Raw genomic sequence first — 19,270 nt, 5'->3', positions numbered from 1 at the left:
CATTACTTAACTTGTTTAAATTCTTTAAAATAGATATCTTATATTATAAATCTAGTACCTAAGCACATAGCTAATGTTATATTAGTGTGAATAATTGATTTTTCATATAGTTAAAGTCATTTTTCTAATTATATTTGTACTCTACAATTTATAAAAAAACACAATTATGAAAAAAATTTACTTTTTATTATTAACAGTATTAATGACCTCTGCCTCTTTTGCACAGGTAATTATTACAGAAATTGCTGATCCTAATAACAATTCAGATGCACGTTATATTGAATTACACAACTTAGGTGCTTCGACTGTAGACTTTACAGAAGGTAACGGGTGGCAAATTGACAAATATACAAATGCAAGTGGTGCTGTTTCGGTTTCTTTAGACTTAACAGGATCAATTCCTGCTGGCGGATTCTATATTATAGCATATGACAATGCAGCTGGAACTTTTGCCACTGTTTATGGAATGACTGCTCACCAACTAGATAGTGTAAATAATGGTGTTGCTGGAAGTAATGGTGATGACGATTTAGTTTTAATTGATGGAACAGATACTATTGTTGATTTCTGGGGAGTTTATGATACAATGACAGCTACAAACACAGACAACTCTGGTACTTGTTCAGAGTATGAAGACGGTAGAGCAGAAAGACTTACTACAGTAACAATGGGATCAACAACTTTTAATGAAGCAGAATGGAATGTTTGGGCTGACTCTGATGTAACAGGTTGTACATCGCATGTAAATGCGCCAAGAACAGCTCCTGGTGATTTTGATCCAGGCGCATGGGGTACACCTACATGTGGTTTTAGTTTCACCAACTCTTCTGCAATTTGTGATGCTATTACTAATGGTGCTGACACATATACTGCTACTATTGATTTTTTTGGTGGTGGAAATTCTTCATTTACAGTAGTTGCTAGTGCTGGTTCTATTGATTTAAGCGCAGGAGATCCTGCAATAGACGAAACTGGAACAATTACTATTACAGGACTTACTGAAGGGGTTGACGTTACAATTACTGCTAACGACACAAGCCTTTGTAATGTAATGAGTACAATTACTGCTGCAACATGTGTACCTTCTAATGTATTACCTATTTCTGATGACTTCACTTATGTTGATGGTAGTCTTGTTCCAAACGGATTTTGGTTAAACAATGGAGGTACTGCAGGGGATTTCTTAGTATCTTCTGGACAAGCTGTAGTAGAACACGGAGCACCTAGCGAAGATGTAATTATACCTTTTACACCAGTTTCTGGAAAAATCTATTATGGTTTAGATTTTACTGTAGAGGACCCTGGCGCACCAATTACTGGTTCTGATTTTGAATACTTTGCTCATTTTAAAGACTCTGGATTTGGTTTTAAAGCTCGTCTTGATATCGTTGAAGCTGCTTCTGGTGGTGATTTCACTGTTGGTATTTCTACAGGAACAAGCACAGCGGAAGCTACTTGGGCTGCAGATCTTTCTTTTGGAACTACTTATCGTGCAATAGTAATGTATGATCAGGATGCTAATATAGCGCAATTATGGATAGATGCTACAGCTATGGGAGACACTTCTATAGTAGGTGGAGATGATGCTGACCCAGGAAGCGTAATGGAAGCTTTTCAACTTAGACAATCGGATTCATCAACAAATGAAACTGTTCTTGTTGATAATTTAGTGATTTCTCAAAACTTTGCAGATACTACTTTATCTACAAAAGATTATAACAACAATACTTTTGCTGTATACCCTAACCCTGTTACTAATGGGTTCGTAAATATTTCTAGCACATCTAACGAAGTGATTTCTGTTTCAGTTTTTGATATTCTTGGAAAACAAGTAATCAACCAAACAGTAAACAACAACGTTTTAAACGTTGCTACTTTAACAAGTGGTATTTACATTTTAAAATTATCTCAAAACGGAAATGTGACTACAAAAAAATTAGTTATAAAATAACTCCAATATTAAGTTATTGTTAAAAAGGCTGGTGATTTTTTACCAGTCTTTTTTTTGTAATATATTTATCGGAATAAAAAAAAACAGTATTTCCAATAAACTAATTGGTATAATATTTGCATTAAATAAACCCTAAAAAAAAATTAAATTATGAAAAAAATCTACTTATTATTTTTATTTACAATTATTAGCACAGTATCTTTTGCACAAATTCTTTCTGAAACTTTTGATACTTATACGGATGGAACAGGTATACAAGGAATTGATGCTTCTGGAACAATTATGAATGTTGGGGACTATCCTGCAGGTGTTAGCAACTGGACTATTGATGGTTCTCAAGGTGCATTTACAGCAGCTACAGATTGGGCAAAAGTAAGTAATGGCCAATTTGAATTTAGAGATGTAGATGGGGAAGTTGCTTTAAATTTCACTACTATTGATATTACAAACTTAGCTAATGTATACTTCACTATTGATATTTTAGGACAAGGTAACTTTGAAACCGCAGATTATGTGGATGTTTATTATGCTATTGATGGTGGTGCCTTTACACGAATCCCAAACTGGAATAACTTAGGAGATCCTATACACACAATCATAGGAGAAATAAGTACTGGAGTAGAATTTACTTCAACAACTATTAACCAAAATATTGGAACGGGTAGCTCTTTAACAATTAAAGTAACCGCAATGAATAATGCTGGTACAGAATATTTAAGATTAGATAATGTTAATATTTATGGAGAAACTCTTTCTGTAGACCAAAATGAAGTTGCAGCGTTTTCTATTTATCCAAATCCTGTAGCAAATGGAATTGTAACCATTAAAACAAGTAACAACGAAGCCGTACAAGTTTCTGTTTTTGATGTTTTAGGAAAACAAGTATTATCTCAAAATGTTACTAACCAGACTTTAGACGTTTCTAATTTAAACGCTGGAATGTACATTTTAAAATTAGTTCAAAACGGAAATAGTACTACTAAAAAATTAGTAATTAACTAATTCCCTTTTATAACATATAAAAAGCGTTACTCTATAGAGTAACGCTTTTTTATTTTACCTACTTTTGTCATCATAAGCTATGATACACACTAAAGACATATTTAGTATTAAAAACCAAACAGAATTTGACACTGTAGCATTACAGGTTTTTAAATTTCAGTTTGAAAATAATGCGGTATATCGTTCTTTTTGTGATTTATTATACATCCACCCAAGTGATATAAAACGTATAGAAGATATTCCGTTTTTGCCAATTTCGTTTTTTAAAAGTCATGAAATTTTAAGTGCTTCGGAAGAAATTGAACAAACATTTTCCAGTAGTGGCACCACCGGAAGCATTACCAGTAAACATCAAGTAACTAATGTTTCTGTTTACGAAGAAAGCTTCAGAAGCGGTTTTAAACACTTTTATGGCAATATAGAAGACTATACCATTTTAGCTTTATTACCTAATTATTTAGAACGTGAAGGGTCTTCATTAGTATATATGGTTAATGATTTGATTAAAAAATCTAAGAAACCACAAAGCGGGTTTTATTTAGATAATCTTTCCGAATTAAAAAGCAAATTACAAACCTTAGATGTACAAGGTGAAAAAGTATTACTTATTGGAGTTTCTTTTGCTTTATTAGATTTGATAGAAAACCACTCTTTTCAATTACAAAACACCATTATCATGGAAACTGGTGGTATGAAGGGAAGGCGAAAAGAACTAATTCGAGAAGAATTACACGACATTTTAAAACAAGGGTTTGGCGTACAAAACATACATAGCGAGTATGGTATGACCGAATTATTAAGCCAAGCCTATTCTACAGGAAATGGTGTTTTTAATTGCCCAAACTGGATGCAAGTCTTAACTCGTGACACAGAAGATGCTTTAACCATACAAAATCCTGGAAAAACTGGAGGGTTAAACATAATAGATTTGGCAAATGTAAATTCCTGCGCTTTTATTGCAACGCAAGATTTAGGAAAAGTTAATAAGGATGGCTCTTTTGAAATTATAGGAAGATTCGATAATAGCGATATACGTGGTTGTAACCTCATGGTCTTATAACTATTACTGTAATTATAGATTGTTTTTACCGACTTATATAAAAACAATTTATGAAAGCACTACCCTTTTTATTGTTTCTAGTACTAGGAACTATTCAAGCACAAAAAATAGATTATAATACGAAAAACGGAACTGCTGTAAAAGGTTATGATGTCGTTGCATATTTTAATAATACCGCTATAGAAGGAAACAAAAAATACATTACACAATATGATGGTGTTACTTATTTATTCGCTTCTAGCTTACATTTGAAAATGTTTATTGATAATCCAGAAAAATACATTCCACAATATGGAGGTTATTGCGCTTATGCAATTGGTGCGAAATCTAAAAAAGTATCTATAGATCCTGAAACGTATGAAATACGCGATGGTAAGCTATATCTTTTTTATAATTCATGGGGAACAAACACTCTAGACCTTTGGTTAGCAGAAGAACCAACTAAGCTCCAACAGAAAGCAGATAAGAATTGGGAGAAAATAAAATAGTATAGCTGTAAGTATTTAAAAAAAATTCCGACTAAAAAAGTGCTAGAAAAAGAAAAATTAATTTTTTAGTTAATTGGTTAGTTTTAAAGCCTGATTATTTTCATAATCAGGCTTTTTTTATTTTAAACCGCTTTAATAATATACGTATTACGTTTTCCCTTGTTAATAACTACGTAAGTATCGTTTATTAAATCTAGACTTGTTATTTTATAATCTTCTTTTACTTTTTCTTTATTTACAGAAACGGAGTTTTCTTTTAAAGCTCTTCTAGCTTCACCATTAGATGCTAAAAAATTAGTTTGTGCAGCAAGTGCTGCAATCATGTCTAATCCTGATTCAATCTCTTGCTTTGAAACCTCAGCTTGTGGCACTCCTTCAAAAACATCTAAAAACGTACTTTCGTTCAATGTATTTATATCTTCTTTAAAAGATTTACTAAATAAAATATTAGAAGCTTTTTCAGCATTTTCAAAATCAGATTTAGAATGTACTAAAGTGGTCACCTCTTCAGCTAAACGCTTTTGTAATAAACGAAGATGAGGCATTTCTTTGTGTTCAACAATTAAAGCATCCATAGTAGTTTTATCTAAAAAAGTAAATATTTTAATATACTTTTCGGCATCTTCATCACTTGTATTTAGCCAAAATTGGTAAAATTTGTATACCGAAGTTTTATCTGCATCTAACCAAATATTTCCACCTTCGCTTTTTCCAAATTTAGAACCATCTGCTTTGGTTATTAAAGGACAAGTCATGGCGTAAGCTTTCGCTTCTTCACCAACATGCATACGTCTTACTAATTCTGTACCAGTAGTAATGTTCCCCCATTGATCACTTCCTCCCATTTGCAGCACGCAATTATATTGCTTGTATAAATGGTAAAAATCATACCCTTGAATTAATTGGTAAGTAAACTCTGTAAAAGACATACCAACGTTTCCTTCGTCACCAGACAAACGTTTTTTTACCGAATCTTTTGCCATCATGTAGTTTACTGTAATTCGTTTACCAACATCACGAGCAAAATCTATAAAACTAAAGGTTTTCATCCAATCGTAGTTATTTACTAAAATTGGAGCATTTTTTTCTTCTGAAGAAAAATTAAGAAAACGAGATAAAACACGCTTAATTCCCGCAACATTATGGTTTAAAGTAGCTTCATCTAGCAAATTACGTTCGTCACTTTTACCAGAAGGATCCCCAATCATTCCTGTTGCTCCACCTACCAAAGCAATTGGTTTGTGTCCAGCTTTCTCTAAATGCATTAATAAAATAATAGGAACCAAACTACCAATATGAAGAGAATCGGATGTTGGATCAAAACCAACATAAGCCGTTGTCATCTCTTTATTTAATTGCTCTTCTGTTCCAGGCATGATATCATGTACCATTCCTCTCCACGTTAATTCTTCTACTAAATTATAGTTCATTTCTTGTTTATTATTCTAAAGTCCAGCAAAGATATGTTTATCCGTTAAAAGAGAAAAGCTAATTACAAAATTACTATTTTAGCTTTATGATTTTAGTTACAGGAGGAACAGGCTTAGTTGGCTCGCATTTACTATATGAATTGGTTAAAAATAACCAAAATGTTCGTGCTATTTATAGAAATGAAGAGAAGTTAGAAAGTGTAAAAAAAGTATTTTCTTATTTTACCGAAGATTCTACCTCTGCTTTTAATAAAATTGACTGGATAGAGGCAGATATTTTAAATATTCCTGCTTTAACGGAAGCTTTTAAAGGCATAACTCATGTATATCATTGTGCTGCACTTATTTCTTTTGATCTCAAGGATTATTACGATTTACGAAAAACAAACATAGAAGGCACAGCTAACATTGTTAATTTATCTATAGCAAATACCATTAAAAAGTTATGTTATATAAGTTCTATTGCTACTTTAGGAAACAAGGAAGATAATAGTTTAATTGATGAAGATACTTTTTGGAACCCAGAAACAGACAATAGTGTTTACGGTATAACAAAATATGGTGCAGAAATGGAAGTTTGGCGTGGTACGCAAGAAGGTTTAGATGCTGTAATTGTAAATCCAGGAATTATTTTAGGTGCTGGTTTCTGGAACTCTGGTAGTGGTTTATTATTTAAAAAAGTGCAAAACACAATACCATATTCTGCTACTGGAACTTCTGGATATGTAGACGTTAAAGATGTTGTACAATGTATGTTACAACTAATGAAAAGTGATATACGCAACCAACGTTTTATAGTAGTTTCTGAAAATTTAAGCTTCAAAGATTTCATTGAAATTGCTGCAAAATATTTACAGGTAAAAGCACCTAAAAAACAAGTAACTCCATTTCTACTTCAAATTGGTTGGCGAGCAGATTGGTTAAAAAGTTTTTTAACTGGAAAGCCAAGAAGTTTAACAAAACAGACTGCTGCAACTGCCTTAACACATGCAAACTATAATAACCAGAAAATTATTGAAGCATTAGATTATGCGTTTATACCAATAGAAAAAAGTATAAAAAAGGTTTCCGAACAGTTTTTAAAAGAACAATAATTTAATTCGACTTTACAGGAGTAAATCTGTTTTTCTTATTTAATGCAGTTTCTAAAGGTGCCTCCATTAAATTATTATTTTTTAATTTAGATTGTTTTATAGAATCGTTTATTTTCTTTTGTTCGCTTTCTATTTTATCTAGAGCAGTGTACTCGGCTTTTAACTTCGTTAAACTATCTCTAACTTGCTTGTATATAACCTCGTAATCTTCTGTATGATAGGTGTAATAATAATTACTATTAGCAAACTGAGCACTATCTATATTATGTTTTTTAAAAATAAGCTCTTGTAATTTAACACCATTATTTTCAAGTATTTTTTTATTAACTCCTTTAGCAGAGCTATACATAGACATGTCTATAATAACAGAAACCATTTTATCTTTAGAAATAAGATTATCTGGTTTATTCGGTTTGTTTTGGTTGTAACATGAAACCAATAATAACACAAGACATGTAAATAAAATATTTTTCATTATCTATTAAATGTTAGTTGTTTAGCTGCTTTAACATCATAAAACTTAAAGTTCTTATATGCCAAAATACCATTAACAAATGTATGAGTAATTCTAGATTTAAAAGTTGTACCTTCAAAAGGAGACCAACCACATTTGTATAAAATATTATCTTTTTTAACTGTCCAAGGACTACTTAAATCTACCATTACTAAATCTGCAAAATAACCTTCTTTTATATAGCCTCTTTTCTCTACTTGAAATAATATAGCAGGATTATGGCACATTTTTTCCACAAGTTTCTCTAAGGTAATTTTACCTTTATGATGCATTTCTAGCATTGCAGGAAGGGCATGCTGTACCAAAGGTCCTCCAGAAGGTGCTTTGGTATATACATTATTTTTTTCTTCTAACGTATGTGGTGCATGATCTGTAGCTATAACGTCTATTCTATCGTCTAACAAAGCTTTCCATAAGCCATCTTTATCTTTTTGTGTTTTCACTGCAGGATTCCACTTTATAAAAGTTCCTTTTGTGTCATAATCTTGGTTAGTAAACCATAAATGATGCACACAAACCTCTGCAGTAATTTTCTTGTCTTTTAAAGGTAATTTATTGGTAAACAAATTTGTTTCTTTTGCAGTAGAAAGATGAAAAACATGCAGTCTAGCACCTGTTTTTTTTGCGAGCTCTATGGCTTTAGATGAAGAAATATAACATGCATCTTCGCTTCTAATATCTGGATGATGCTTTATTGGTATATCTTCACCAAACTGTTCTTTATATGCTGCAAGATTACTTTTTATAGTTCCTTCGTCTTCACAATGCACAGCGATAAGCAGTTTTGTACTAGAAAATATTTTTTCTAAAACTTCTGGGTTATCTACCAGCATATTTCCTGTAGAAGAACCTAAAAAGAGTTTTAAAGCCGCCACTTCTTTTGGGTCTACTTTTAAAATTTCATCTAGATTATCATTTGTACCACCAAACATAAAAGAATAATTAGCAGACGAAGTTTTTGATGCTATTTCAAATTTTTCATTAAGCTTTTCTATGGTTGTAGTTTGCGGATTGGTATTTGGCATTTCAATAAAAGAAGTTATACCACCTGCTATCGCTGCTCTAGATTCTGTTTCAATATTTGCTTTATGTGTTAGACCAGGTTCTCTAAAATGTACTTGATCATCTATAACCCCTGGAAGTAAGTAATTCCCTTCTGCATCAAAAATATGGATATCGGCAGATTTGGCACTTATAGATTCACTAATTTCCTTAATATACTCCCCTTCAATAAGAATATCTCCATGAAATATACTTCCTTCATTTACAATTTTTGCGTTCTTAATAAGTGTTTGTTTGTGTTGCATGTGCTTTATTTTATTTTACAAAAAGACTTTTAAATTTCATAGAGATTACACCAAAAATAGCTTCAGAAATTATACCTGAACTTAATTTAGATTCCCCTTTTGTTCTATCTGTAAAAATAACTGGAATTTCTATTATATTAAATTTTCTACAATATGCTTTAAATTTCATTTCTATTTGAAAGGCATATCCTGTAAATTTTATTTTATTTAAATCTAAGCTTTCTAATACTTCTCTTTTGTAACAAATAAACCCAGCTGTTGTATCATGAATTTTCATTCTTGTAATAAAACGCACATATTTTGAAGCTAAGTAAGATAATAAAACTCTACTCATTGGCCAATTTACAACATTTACACCTTTTACATAACGAGAACCGATGGCTACATCTGCTCCATCCACATGACAGGTATTATACAAACGAATTAAATCTTTTGGGTTATGCGAAAAATCTGCATCCATTTCAAAAATGTAACGATAGTCCTTTGCTAAGCTCCATTTAAAACCATGTATGTAGGCGGTACCTAATCCCGATTTTTCTTTCCGTACTTCAAGAAATAATCGCTCTTTAAATTGCTCTTGTAATTCTTTAACTTTAAGTGCAGTTAAGTCTGGAGAACTATCATCTACTACCAAAACATCAAAGTTTTTTTCCAAAGAAAATACAGCCTTAATAATAGCCTCAATATTTTCTATTTCATTATATGTTGGTATTATGACAATCGTATCTTGCATAAAAAGCATTAAATTTTAGCAAATGTAAGCTATTTAAAAGTTATTTATTTTTAAATTTTCCTTAAAAAATGGAAGGCAAATAAAATTATTTATAATAATTTTACCAGATGCTTCGTGAAATAATATCTAATGAAATTTTTACAGTATTACTAGTTATTTGTCTGGTTTTAGTTGCCACGGTAAAAGTACTATTTACAAAACGCTTTAACGATTTTATTTATGTATTAGGTAATTTTAGATATTTAAAAATATATTCTAGAGATTCTAAAATCATAGATAGCTTTAATGTATTACTGTTTATAAACTTATTACTTTCAACTTCTATTTTTAGTGTTTTTTTGTATGAAAATTTTGTAGCAGAGATACATGATATTTACTCTTTTTTAATTAAAGTTTTTATTGTCATTGCAATAATTATACTAGCAAAAACATCTCTAGAGCGATTATTAGGTAGCTTATTTGACATAAGTAATACTTTAGATTTTTATGTGTTTCAAAAAACGAGCTATAAAATTTTTTTTGGTCTAGTACTAATACCTGTTAATTTTATTCTGTTGTTTAGCACTTCTCCTTCTCCAATTATACTTCAAATTCTCGTAATTGTTTTTGTTTTAATTAATTGCATAAGCATCGTTGCCACCTATAAGACCTATCAAAATTTAATAAAATCCAATTTGTTTTATTTTATTTTGTATCTTTGCGCACTTGAAATTTCGCCTTATCTAGTATTATTTAAGTTATTTAAAGATTACAGTTAAGGCATTAAAGTTAGCTATTATATGAAAGTCAAAACCATTTTAGTATCTCAACCAGAACCTAAAATAGAAAATTCGCCTTATTTTGATTTGCAAGAAAAGCAAAAAGTGAAGATAGACTTTAGACCTTTTATTCACGTTGAAGGGGTTCCTGCAAAAGAAATAAGACTACAAAAAATAGATTTAAGTCATTATACTGCTATTATTTTAACGAGTAGAAACGCAGTAGATCACTTTTTTAGAGTTGCAGAAGAAATGCGCTTTAAAGTGCCTGATAGCATGAAATATTTTTGCCAGTCTGAAGCTGTAGCTTACTACTTACAAAAATATGTTGTTTATAGAAAACGTAAAATTTATGTTGGTAAGAGAACTTTTTCTGAGTTATCTCCTACCATAAAAAAATATAAAGACGAAACGTTCTTATTACCAACTACAGACAAACTAAAACCGGAAGTACCAACCATATTAAATAATTTAGCTGTAAACTGGAAACAGGCTGTTTTTTACAAAACAGTAATTAGTGATTTATCAGACTTAGAAGATGTGTTTTATGACATCTTAGTGTTTTTTAGCCCTTCTGGAATAGATTCTTTATTTAAAAATTTCCCAGACTTTAAACAAAACGACACTAGAATAGCCGTTTTTGGCAACACTACCATCAAAGCTGTAGAAGCACATGGACTTCGTGTAGATATTGCTGCACCAACGCCAGAAACACCTTCTATGACAATGGCTTTAGAAAAGTACATTAAGAAAACAAACAAAGGAAAGTAGTTTATTCAAAAACTAACCAAAAAAGGCGCAACATATGTTGCGCCTTTTTTGGTTAGTTAATTGTATTCTTTTATTGAATTATTAATTTTTTAGTTACCGATTTCCCTTCCGCTAATATTCTTGTTAAATACACACCAGGAACCATTGCACTAATATTTAATGTGTTTTCTCCAAACTGCATTTGTTTATTTAACACTAACTTTCCTGTTATATCGTAAACTTGAATATAAGATTCTTGCACATTAGATGCAACAAACAATGTGTTTTTAGCTGGATTAGGATAGATATCAAAAGTTAAATCCTTTGCAGTATCCACAGAAAGAGTAGGGCAACCAGAGGCATCATTTACAAATGTACTGGCCCCATCTTTTTGCCAAGGCAATGTTGTTAAATAACTAGCAGTACAATCGTCTACAAAAATATTGACAAGACTTGTATTAAAACGCGAATCAAAAGCTGTAACGCTAGCATTATTTCCGTTACGCATATCTAAGGAAGTTAAACTAGTTTGTCTTGCATCTAATACTGTTAACCCTGTATTACCAGACAAATCTAAAGTTCCAACAGGTGATCCAGGAATAAGCAATTCGCTTAAACTTACATTTGCACCAGTAACTAAAGTCCCTAAAGCAGTACAAGCTTCTGTATTTAATGAAACTAAACTTGAATTAGCAGATACATCTAAACTAGTTACTGCTGCATTATATGTAATAACCAAACCCGAAATACTTGTTAATGCTTCAATACCAGTAAAATCGTCAATAGCATTATAAGGGGCACTATTTCCTAAATTTAATACTCCTGTAACCGCAGCTGCTTCACTATCTAAAATAAAACCATCTAATGGCCCATTAATAGAAGTAAATGTGATTAAAAATTGTTCAAAATCTGCATTAGGAACAGCTGTCGATTGTGCTAGAATTTTAATTTGCATGGCTATAGCAAGAGCCATAAAAAGTAATGTTTTTTTCATAATTAATAGCTTTATAATTTATAGTCATAAAGTTAAGTTATAAATAAATACCTACAAGACTTTTTAACAAATAAAAATGTAGTTCATCAAAAATTTACTTCATGTTTGGTGCACCATCTAATATTTCTTGATTTGCATATGCTTCAAACTGTTTAAAATTAGCTCTAAAAGACGCGGAAAGTTTATAAGCAGTTTCATAGTAACCTTCGTCATTATTCCATGTTTTTCTTGGGTTTAAGACTTCTGTTGGCACTCCTGGAACAACTCTTGGTTGCGCCAAACCAAATACAGAATGTGTATGGAAATTTTCATGATTTTCTGCACCTAAATCATTATTAATAGCTGCACTTATCATTGCTCTAGTATATTTCAACTTCATTCTAGAACCAACTCCATAAGGACCGCCTGTCCAACCTGTATTTATCAACCAAACATTAACTCCTGTTTCTTTCATTTTCGCACTCAACATCTCAGCATATTTTGTTGGATGTAATGGCATAAAAGGCGCTCCAAAACAAGCTGAAAAACTAGGTACTGGCTCTGTAATTCCTGCTTCTGTACCTGCCACCTTAGCTGTATATCCTGAAATAAAATGATATGCTGCTTGACCTGGTGTTAATTTAGATATTGGAGGTAAAACGCCAAATGCATCTGCTGTTAAAAAGAATATATTTTTTGGATTTTTTCCTATGGAAGGCCTTTGTATGTTTTCTATATGATAAATTGGATAGCTAACTCGGGTATTTTGAGTAATAGAAGTATCTTTAAAATCAACTTCCCCTTGCGCATCCATTTTTACATTTTCTAAAATGGCTCCTTTTTTAATTGCTGCGTAAATTTCTGGTTCTTGTTCTTGAGATAAGTTGATTACTTTTGCATAACATCCTCCTTCAAAATTAAAAACCGTGTTTTCTGCAGTCCAACCATGTTCGTCATCCCCAATTAAACTTCTATCTGGATCTGTAGACAAAGTCGTTTTTCCGGTTCCAGAAAGTCCAAAGAAAATCGCCGTATCTCCTTTCTTACCTACATTTGCACTACAATGCATTGGTAAAGTGTTTTTAAACACAGGAAGTATAAAGTTTAATGCAGAAAAAATCCCTTTTTTTATCTCTCCTGTATAACCAGTTCCTCCAATTAATGCAATTTTTCTAGTAAAATCTAGTATTGCAAAATTATGTTGGCGCGTGCCATCAACTTCTGGATCTGCCATAAAACCTGGAGCATTTACAATAGTCCATTCTGGAGAGAAGTCTTTTAATTCTTCTTCAGTAGGACGTAAAAACATGTTATAAGCAAACATATTACTCCAAGGGCATTCATTAATTACTCTAATATTTAATTTATAATCCGTATCAGCACAGGCATAACTATCTCTTACAAAAACTTCTTTTTCAGATAAATAATTTACAACCTTATTGTATAGTTTCTCAAACTTATCCCCATCAAAAGGGATATTAATATTTCCCCACCAAACTCTATCTTTAGTTATATCATCTTTAACAATAAACCTGTCCTTTGGCGACCTACCTGTAAACTCTCCAGTATTAACTGCTAATGCACCAGACGATGCAGTAACACCTTGTTTTTTATCTACAGTAACTGCATGAAGTTCTTCTGGTGAAAGTTGATAATTAATTTTTGCATTTTTGATTCCATATTGTTCTAACGAAATCGTTTTCGTTAATTGAGTATGATTAACCATATTTTAATTGTGTTGTTTAAGCTGCAAAATTAAAACTTTATTTTAAAGTAGCCATCTAAAACCTTAAATATCCTATTTTAATTTTAAAAAGTTTATCAACATGATTATCCAAGCGGTAATTAATAAAACACCTCCTAAAGGAGTAAACATAGCTATCTTGTTAAAATTTATACTAGTTAATGCATTTGTTGATAAACCATAAATAGAGCCAGAAAATAACAAAACACCGACTACTATAAAAGCATAAATTGTTTTTTTAGATTTCTCAGAAATTACAGATTGACTTCCCAAAATTAAAAGCAAAAATGCATGATACATTTGGTATCGCACACCAGTTTCAAAAGATTGTAAAGCGCTTTCAGAAATAATTGTTTTTAATCCATGAGCAGCAAAAGCACCAAGCACTATTGCTATTACACCAAAAATTGCTCCGGTTATTAATAATTTTTTATCCATATATTTAAGCTTTTCATATATTTTACCCTTACTATTTATTACATTCGTAATTACAAAATTACTCAACAATTCTCATTATGCGAAAGATTTTAGTCATAGGTTCTGGAAAATCCTCATCATACCTTATTAAATACTTATTAGACAAATCGAAAACAGAAGATTTACTAATTATAGTCGGCGACATCAATTTTACTCATGCTAAAAAACTAATTGGAAATCATGAAAATGCACAAGCAATTCTATTAGACGTTTTTGATAAACATTCCCGTCAAGAAGCAATACAAAATGCAGATATTGTGGTGTCTATGCTTCCTGCTAGATATCATATAGAAGTAGCAAAAGACTGTATTACTTTTAATAAAAATATGGTAACCGCATCCTATATCAGTCCAGAAATGCAAATGCTAGATAAGGCAGCAAAAGACAAAGGACTCGTTTTTATGAATGAAATTGGTGTAGACCCTGGAATAGACCATATGAGTGCAATGCAAGTTATCGATAAGATTAGAGAAAAAGGTGGAGAAATCATCTTATTCGAATCTTTTACAGGAGGACTTGTTGCTCCAGAAAGTGACAACAACTTATGGAACTATAAATTTACTTGGAACCCAAGAAATGTAGTTTTAGCAGGGCAAGGAGGCGCTGGAAAATTTTTACAAGAAGACACCTACAAATACATCCCCTACAATCGACTTTTTAGACGTACCGAATTTTTAGAAGTAGATGGCTATGGGAGATTTGAAGGTTATGCAAATAGAGACTCCCTAAAATACCAAAGTGTTTATGGTCTAGATACCATTAAAACACTATACAGAGGTACCATTAGACGCGTAGGTTTTTCTAGAGCTTGGAATGTTTTTGTGCAACTCGGTATGACAGACGATAGCTACAGCATAGACGATAGCGAAAACATGAGTTATCGTGATTTTGTAAACGCATTTTTACCATATAGCCCAACAGATTCTGTAGAACTTAAGTTTAGACATGCTCTTAAAATAGACCAAGACGATATCGTTTGGGATAAATTTTTAGAACTAGACATTTTTAGTAAAACAAAAATGGTAGAATTAAAAAATGCAACTCCAGCACAAATTTTACAAAAGATTTTAATGGACAGTTGGACATTAGATCCAGAAGATAAAGACATGATTGTTATGTACCATAAATTTGGCTACGAATTAGATGGAAAAAAACATCAAATTGATGCAACCATGGTAACCATTGGCGAAGACCAAACCTATACTGCAATGGCAAAAACAGTAGGTTTACCGGTTGCAATAGCAACACTAGCCATTTTAAACGAAAAAATAACAACCCCTGGTGTACAAATGCCAATAAACAAAGAAGTGTACACGCCAATTTTAAAAGAGTTAGAAGACTACGGAATTAACTTTAACGAAAAAGAAGTGCCATATCTTGGCTACAACCCGTTACACGTTTAAAAGTATTATAGCGTTTCCTAACTTCTCCTTTTAAGGCCAAGTTAGGTCAGGCTTTCACTACTCGCTCTCTGCGAGGAGCTCAAACAAACCGTTCAATCCTTAACGCAGTATATAGTTTCAATTTAAAATCAATTTACTATTTTTAGGTTTTAAATAGAAACCTTAATACATGAAAACCATAAACAATAACATATTAATAGATGGTATAGATAAAAAAATACTACGCGCTTTAATGGAGGACGCAAGAACACCCATTCTTGAAATTGCTAGAGGTGTTGGTATTTCTGGAGCAGCAATACACCAAAGACTACGAAAACTGGAAAAATCTGGATTAATTGCAGGTTCTAAATTTGTTGTAAACCCTAAAGTATTAGGCTATACAACGATGGCTTATATTGGTATTTATCTAGATAAAGCCATGAGTAATCCAGAAGCTGTAAAACAATTAAAACGTATTCCCGAAGTTTTAGAATGCCATTACACTACAGGTAATTGGAGTATCTTTATTAAAATACTTTGTAAAGACAATGAACATCTTATGCAGGTTTTAAATAAAGACATTCAATCTATTTCTGGAGTTTCTAGAACAGAAACTTTTATTTCATTAGACCAGCAAATAGAACGACAAATTAAAATATAAAAAAAGCTCCTAAATTACTTTAGGAGCTTTTTAGTGATATTATTAATTAACTATTCCTTAATAATACGTATTGTTTTGGTTACATTATCTACAGTTACTTTTACAAAATAAGCACCAGATTGTAAACTAGACATGTCTAATACACTGTTCATTGTATTTGGTTTTTCAAGTATTACTTCTTGACCTAACATGTTATAAACAGACAACCCGTTAATGCTATTTTGCGCTTTAATAGTTAAACTACTAGTTACTGGATTAGGATAATACGTAAACAAATTTTTAGTGTCCACATCTGAAATGGATAGAGTTCCATTTACAGAGATTTCAAATTCACCTTCAACTCTTCTAGATGTTCCAGATGCTACTCCATCACTCCACACTCTAACATAATAAGTTCCTGCGGCTAGGGTACCTAATGCTAAAGATTCTCCCGATGCATTACCTGAAGAACAAGCAATACTGTTTACATCTAAGAAGTCGCAAATTGGTGCAGGATAAACCGCTACACTAGCTTCAGTAGAATTACCTAAAACGGATGTTAAAACGGTTAAACCATTATATGTACCATCTAAAGTAAAAGCATACCAAACATCTGCATGAAATTCATAACTGTTACAAACGGTGTCGTCATCCTCTCCTGTAGTTTGGTCTGATGCACCTGCAGTTGTACCTGTTATTGCAGCCGCATTAATAACTAAAGTTTCTGGATTAGAGCAGTCATCGTTAGCAGGTATAGAAATAGTGTTGTCGATACAAGTTATCGTCATCGTAAAGTCTCCATTTTCGGTATAAGTCCCATCACTTGTTGCATATCCTTCCACTAAAATATAATATGTTGTATTAGCTGTTGCTGTAAAAACTCCTTCAGATTGTACACCACAAAAATCGTCTACAAACATTACTTGTGTTGACGCTGAGCAGTCTGAATACACTCTTAAAGCGGTATCATATAACGACCCACAAAGACTAACGGTTACATCTTGATCTACTATACCAGCTGTAAAAGCATACCACACATCTGTACTTGCATTTCCTGCAGTATCTGTTGCATTACTTGTAGAACCTGTTACCGTTTCTCCACATGTTACATCTATAGCTCCCGTACATTCATCATTACTAGGCAATAAAGGACAAGTATCCGATATTGTTCCCAAATCTACATCGCAGGCAGCATCACTACCATGCTGTAGCGTAAAACTTACTGGTATTCCTGTAGGGTAAGGCCCGAAACTCATTGCGCCAGTTGCTGTAATTGCTGTACTAGTCGTTCCGTCAAATACTGCTGTACTTCCATTACCTAAAGCGGTAACATTCACTTCAACAAAAAACTCATTTGTAACACAATCTTCACTTAAAAAAACAGCCGTTGCTTCTCCAGCTGCACAAGTATCTATAATATCTACTTTAATATTATGAAACCCAAAGTCATTTAAATCATCCGAATCCGTAGGTAGAATATTAAAACTTGAAATATCTGTTGCATTTACCGTATTGGTAATAACGATAGCTCCAGTTCCTAACGCATAAGATGTTGGACTAGAAATCTCCGCATCATCTTGATTTGTAATCGCTATTGTACCTGCCTCAAAGGTATCATAATCCATTCCTTTAAATGTAAAATTGGTATCAAAACCATTTCTAGTGATAGATAAAATATAAGGATCTAAAGGGTTTGTCGCACTATGATAAAACACTAAATCTCCACCTCCTAAATCATCCAATGCTTCATTTCCAGAATGTGCAACGGTTAACACATAAGTGTCTCCATCTTTTACTATTGTTTCTGTAATACTCGTTCCATTATCTACTGCGTCATCTATGGTAAAAATAATTTCATCACAGGTATCTACTATTTCTCCTAAATCTAAATCACAACTACTATCAGAACCATGTTGTAAGGTAAAAGCAACTGGTGTTCCTGCAGGATAGGGTCCATAACTAGATGCTCCAGTTTCAGTAATAGGATAGGTGGTTGTTCCATCGAAAAGCATTGGGGCTCCACTTCCTAAATCTGTTACAACTAAACTTACCGTAAAATCTTCTAAAGTACAATCCTGACTTAATAAACTAATTTCTGCAGCAGGCCCCATACAAGGTGGCGGACAGGTATCGGAAATAGATCCTAAATCTACATCACATCCTGTATCACTACCATGTTGTAAGGTGAAGTTAATTGGTGTTCCCGTTGGGTAAGGCCCAAAACTCATTACTCCTGTTGCTGTAACAGCCGTTGTTGTTGTACCATCAAAAATGGATGGGGTCCCTCCTCCTAAATCTGTCACATTTACTTCCGCCATAAATGTTCCTGCGCCACAATCTTGACTCACAAAAGATGCTGTAGCTGCTGGTGATACACAAGGGGTGGTCATAGTAACATCAATATTATGAAACCCAAAATCGTTTAAATCATCGATATCTGTAGGAATTATATTAAAACTAGAGATATTTACAGCATTGGAAGCGTTTGTAATAGTTATGGCTCCTCCTCCAAATGGATAATTTGTAGGACTAGATATTTCTGCATTATCTTGATTGGTTACCGATATGGTTCCTGCTTCAAATGTGTCATAGTCTAATCCATTTAACGTGAAATTTGTTGGAATACCATTTCTGGTTATAGATAACACATGTGGCGTAAGCGGATCTATTGCACTGAGATAAAAGATAAGATCTCCTCCTCCTAAATCATCGAGTTCCTCATTTCCGGAATGCGCAATAGTTAACACATACGTATCCCCTCCGTTTACAATAGTTTCTGTAATAGTTACTCCATTATCTGTTGCAGTATCAATAGTAAAGTTTAAGTTTTGAGCGATACTGGTATAACTCATTAGGATTGCTAGACATACAAACAGCATGTTTAACAACCTTCTTTTTTTTAAAATGTAATTTTTTGTCATGACTAATAGCTTTATAGTTAAGATAACAAGGTACTATTAAAAATAA

17 protein-coding genes are annotated in these 19,270 nt (G+C 32.4%); 9 read left to right on the top strand and 8 right to left on the bottom strand.

Annotation, left to right across the window (positions count from 1 at the left end; all coding sequences use genetic code 11):
• The first annotated feature begins 166 nt into the window (after positions 1 to 166).
• The 4 genes from ACVC3Y_RS15960 (at position 167) to ACVC3Y_RS15945 (ending at position 4,501) form a co-directional block, all read left to right on the top strand.
• Complete coding sequence (locus ACVC3Y_RS15960; RefSeq protein WP_452227425.1) at positions 167 to 1,951, top strand: T9SS type A sorting domain-containing protein; 1,785 nt, start codon at positions 167 to 169, stop codon at positions 1,949 to 1,951.
• A gap of 150 nt (positions 1,952 to 2,101) precedes the next feature.
• Positions 2,102 to 2,953 (top strand): T9SS type A sorting domain-containing protein, encoded by an 852-nt coding sequence (locus tag ACVC3Y_RS15955; RefSeq protein ID WP_452227424.1) that lies wholly within the window; start codon positions 2,102 to 2,104, stop codon positions 2,951 to 2,953.
• Between the two features lie 79 nt (positions 2,954 to 3,032).
• On the top strand, positions 3,033 to 4,013 hold the full coding sequence (locus ACVC3Y_RS15950; RefSeq protein ID WP_452227423.1) for a LuxE/PaaK family acyltransferase: 981 nt from the start codon (positions 3,033 to 3,035) through the stop codon (positions 4,011 to 4,013).
• A gap of 50 nt (positions 4,014 to 4,063) precedes the next feature.
• On the top strand, positions 4,064 to 4,501 hold the full coding sequence (locus ACVC3Y_RS15945) for a YHS domain-containing (seleno)protein (RefSeq protein WP_452227422.1): 438 nt from the start codon (positions 4,064 to 4,066) through the stop codon (positions 4,499 to 4,501).
• A gap of 122 nt (positions 4,502 to 4,623) precedes the next feature.
• On the opposite strand, the gene tyrS is transcribed toward ACVC3Y_RS15945, so the two are convergent.
• A complete protein-coding gene (gene tyrS, locus ACVC3Y_RS15940) occupies positions 4,624 to 5,931 on the bottom strand; it encodes a tyrosine--tRNA ligase (protein WP_303420719.1) in 1,308 nt (435 codons plus the stop codon).
• Positions 5,932 to 6,017: 86 nt separating this feature from the next.
• On the opposite strand from tyrS, the gene ACVC3Y_RS15935 reads away from it, so the two are divergent.
• Positions 6,018 to 7,025: an NAD-dependent epimerase/dehydratase family protein gene (locus ACVC3Y_RS15935; RefSeq protein WP_452227421.1), complete on the top strand. Its 1,008-nt coding sequence runs from the start codon at positions 6,018 to 6,020 to the stop codon at positions 7,023 to 7,025.
• Position 7,026: 1 nt separating this feature from the next.
• Here ACVC3Y_RS15935 and ACVC3Y_RS15930 read toward each other — a convergent pair whose 3' ends face one another.
• The 3 genes from ACVC3Y_RS15930 to ACVC3Y_RS15920 are packed head-to-tail and all read right to left on the bottom strand — an operon-like array spanning position 7,027 to position 9,579.
• Positions 7,027 to 7,500 (bottom strand): DUF4296 domain-containing protein, encoded by a 474-nt coding sequence (locus tag ACVC3Y_RS15930; protein ID WP_303420724.1) that lies wholly within the window; start codon positions 7,498 to 7,500, stop codon positions 7,027 to 7,029.
• A complete protein-coding gene (locus ACVC3Y_RS15925) occupies positions 7,500 to 8,846 on the bottom strand; it encodes a dihydroorotase (RefSeq protein WP_452227420.1) in 1,347 nt (448 codons plus the stop codon). The genes ACVC3Y_RS15930 and ACVC3Y_RS15925 overlap by 1 nt, the downstream gene beginning before the upstream one ends.
• A 10-nt stretch (positions 8,847 to 8,856) precedes the next feature.
• On the bottom strand, positions 8,857 to 9,579 hold the full coding sequence (locus ACVC3Y_RS15920; protein ID WP_452227419.1) for a polyprenol monophosphomannose synthase: 723 nt from the start codon (positions 9,577 to 9,579) through the stop codon (positions 8,857 to 8,859).
• Positions 9,580 to 9,686: 107 nt separating this feature from the next.
• Here ACVC3Y_RS15920 and ACVC3Y_RS15915 point away from each other — a divergent pair, with 107 nt between their 5' ends.
• Complete coding sequence (locus tag ACVC3Y_RS15915) at positions 9,687 to 10,337, top strand: DUF4271 domain-containing protein (protein ID WP_368389406.1); 651 nt, start codon at positions 9,687 to 9,689, stop codon at positions 10,335 to 10,337.
• Positions 10,338 to 10,358: 21 nt separating this feature from the next.
• Positions 10,359 to 11,108: a uroporphyrinogen-III synthase gene (locus ACVC3Y_RS15910; protein ID WP_303420730.1), complete on the top strand. Its 750-nt coding sequence runs from the start codon at positions 10,359 to 10,361 to the stop codon at positions 11,106 to 11,108.
• Between the two features lie 70 nt (positions 11,109 to 11,178).
• On the opposite strand, the gene ACVC3Y_RS15905 is transcribed toward ACVC3Y_RS15910, so the two are convergent.
• The 3 genes from ACVC3Y_RS15905 to ACVC3Y_RS15895 form a co-directional block, all read right to left on the bottom strand.
• On the bottom strand, positions 11,179 to 12,081 hold the full coding sequence (locus ACVC3Y_RS15905; protein WP_303420733.1) for a T9SS type A sorting domain-containing protein: 903 nt from the start codon (positions 12,079 to 12,081) through the stop codon (positions 11,179 to 11,181).
• 94 nt (positions 12,082 to 12,175) lie between these two features.
• Positions 12,176 to 13,786: a phosphoenolpyruvate carboxykinase (ATP) gene (pckA, locus tag ACVC3Y_RS15900; RefSeq protein ID WP_303420735.1), complete on the bottom strand. Its 1,611-nt coding sequence runs from the start codon at positions 13,784 to 13,786 to the stop codon at positions 12,176 to 12,178.
• A gap of 72 nt (positions 13,787 to 13,858) precedes the next feature.
• Entirely contained in the window at positions 13,859 to 14,242 is a 384-nt protein-coding gene (locus tag ACVC3Y_RS15895) for a DUF423 domain-containing protein (protein ID WP_303420737.1), read from the bottom strand.
• A 77-nt stretch (positions 14,243 to 14,319) separates the two neighbouring features.
• On the opposite strand from ACVC3Y_RS15895, the gene ACVC3Y_RS15890 reads away from it, so the two are divergent.
• Both ACVC3Y_RS15890 and ACVC3Y_RS15885 read left to right on the top strand, forming a co-directional pair.
• Positions 14,320 to 15,684 carry a saccharopine dehydrogenase family protein gene (locus tag ACVC3Y_RS15890; protein ID WP_452227418.1) on the top strand — a complete coding sequence of 455 codons (1,365 nt, stop codon included), beginning with the start codon at positions 14,320 to 14,322 and terminating at the stop codon, positions 15,682 to 15,684.
• A gap of 169 nt (positions 15,685 to 15,853) precedes the next feature.
• Positions 15,854 to 16,324, top strand: a complete 471-nt coding sequence (locus ACVC3Y_RS15885; RefSeq protein ID WP_303420740.1) for an Lrp/AsnC ligand binding domain-containing protein — start codon at positions 15,854 to 15,856, stop codon at positions 16,322 to 16,324.
• Between the two features lie 50 nt (positions 16,325 to 16,374).
• Here the strand turns inward: ACVC3Y_RS15885 and ACVC3Y_RS15880 are convergent, their stop codons facing one another.
• The gene (locus ACVC3Y_RS15880) at positions 16,375 to 19,224 is read right to left on the bottom strand and encodes a T9SS type A sorting domain-containing protein (protein WP_452227417.1); all 2,850 of its coding nucleotides are present in this window, start codon (positions 19,222 to 19,224) and stop codon (positions 16,375 to 16,377) included.
• Between the last annotated feature and the right edge of the window lie 46 nt (positions 19,225 to 19,270).

The sequence above is a fragment of the Lacinutrix cladophorae genome (assembly GCF_053604645.1).
Note: the sequence above shows the minus strand (reverse complement) of the source record. Positions and strands in the feature narration are given on the sequence as shown.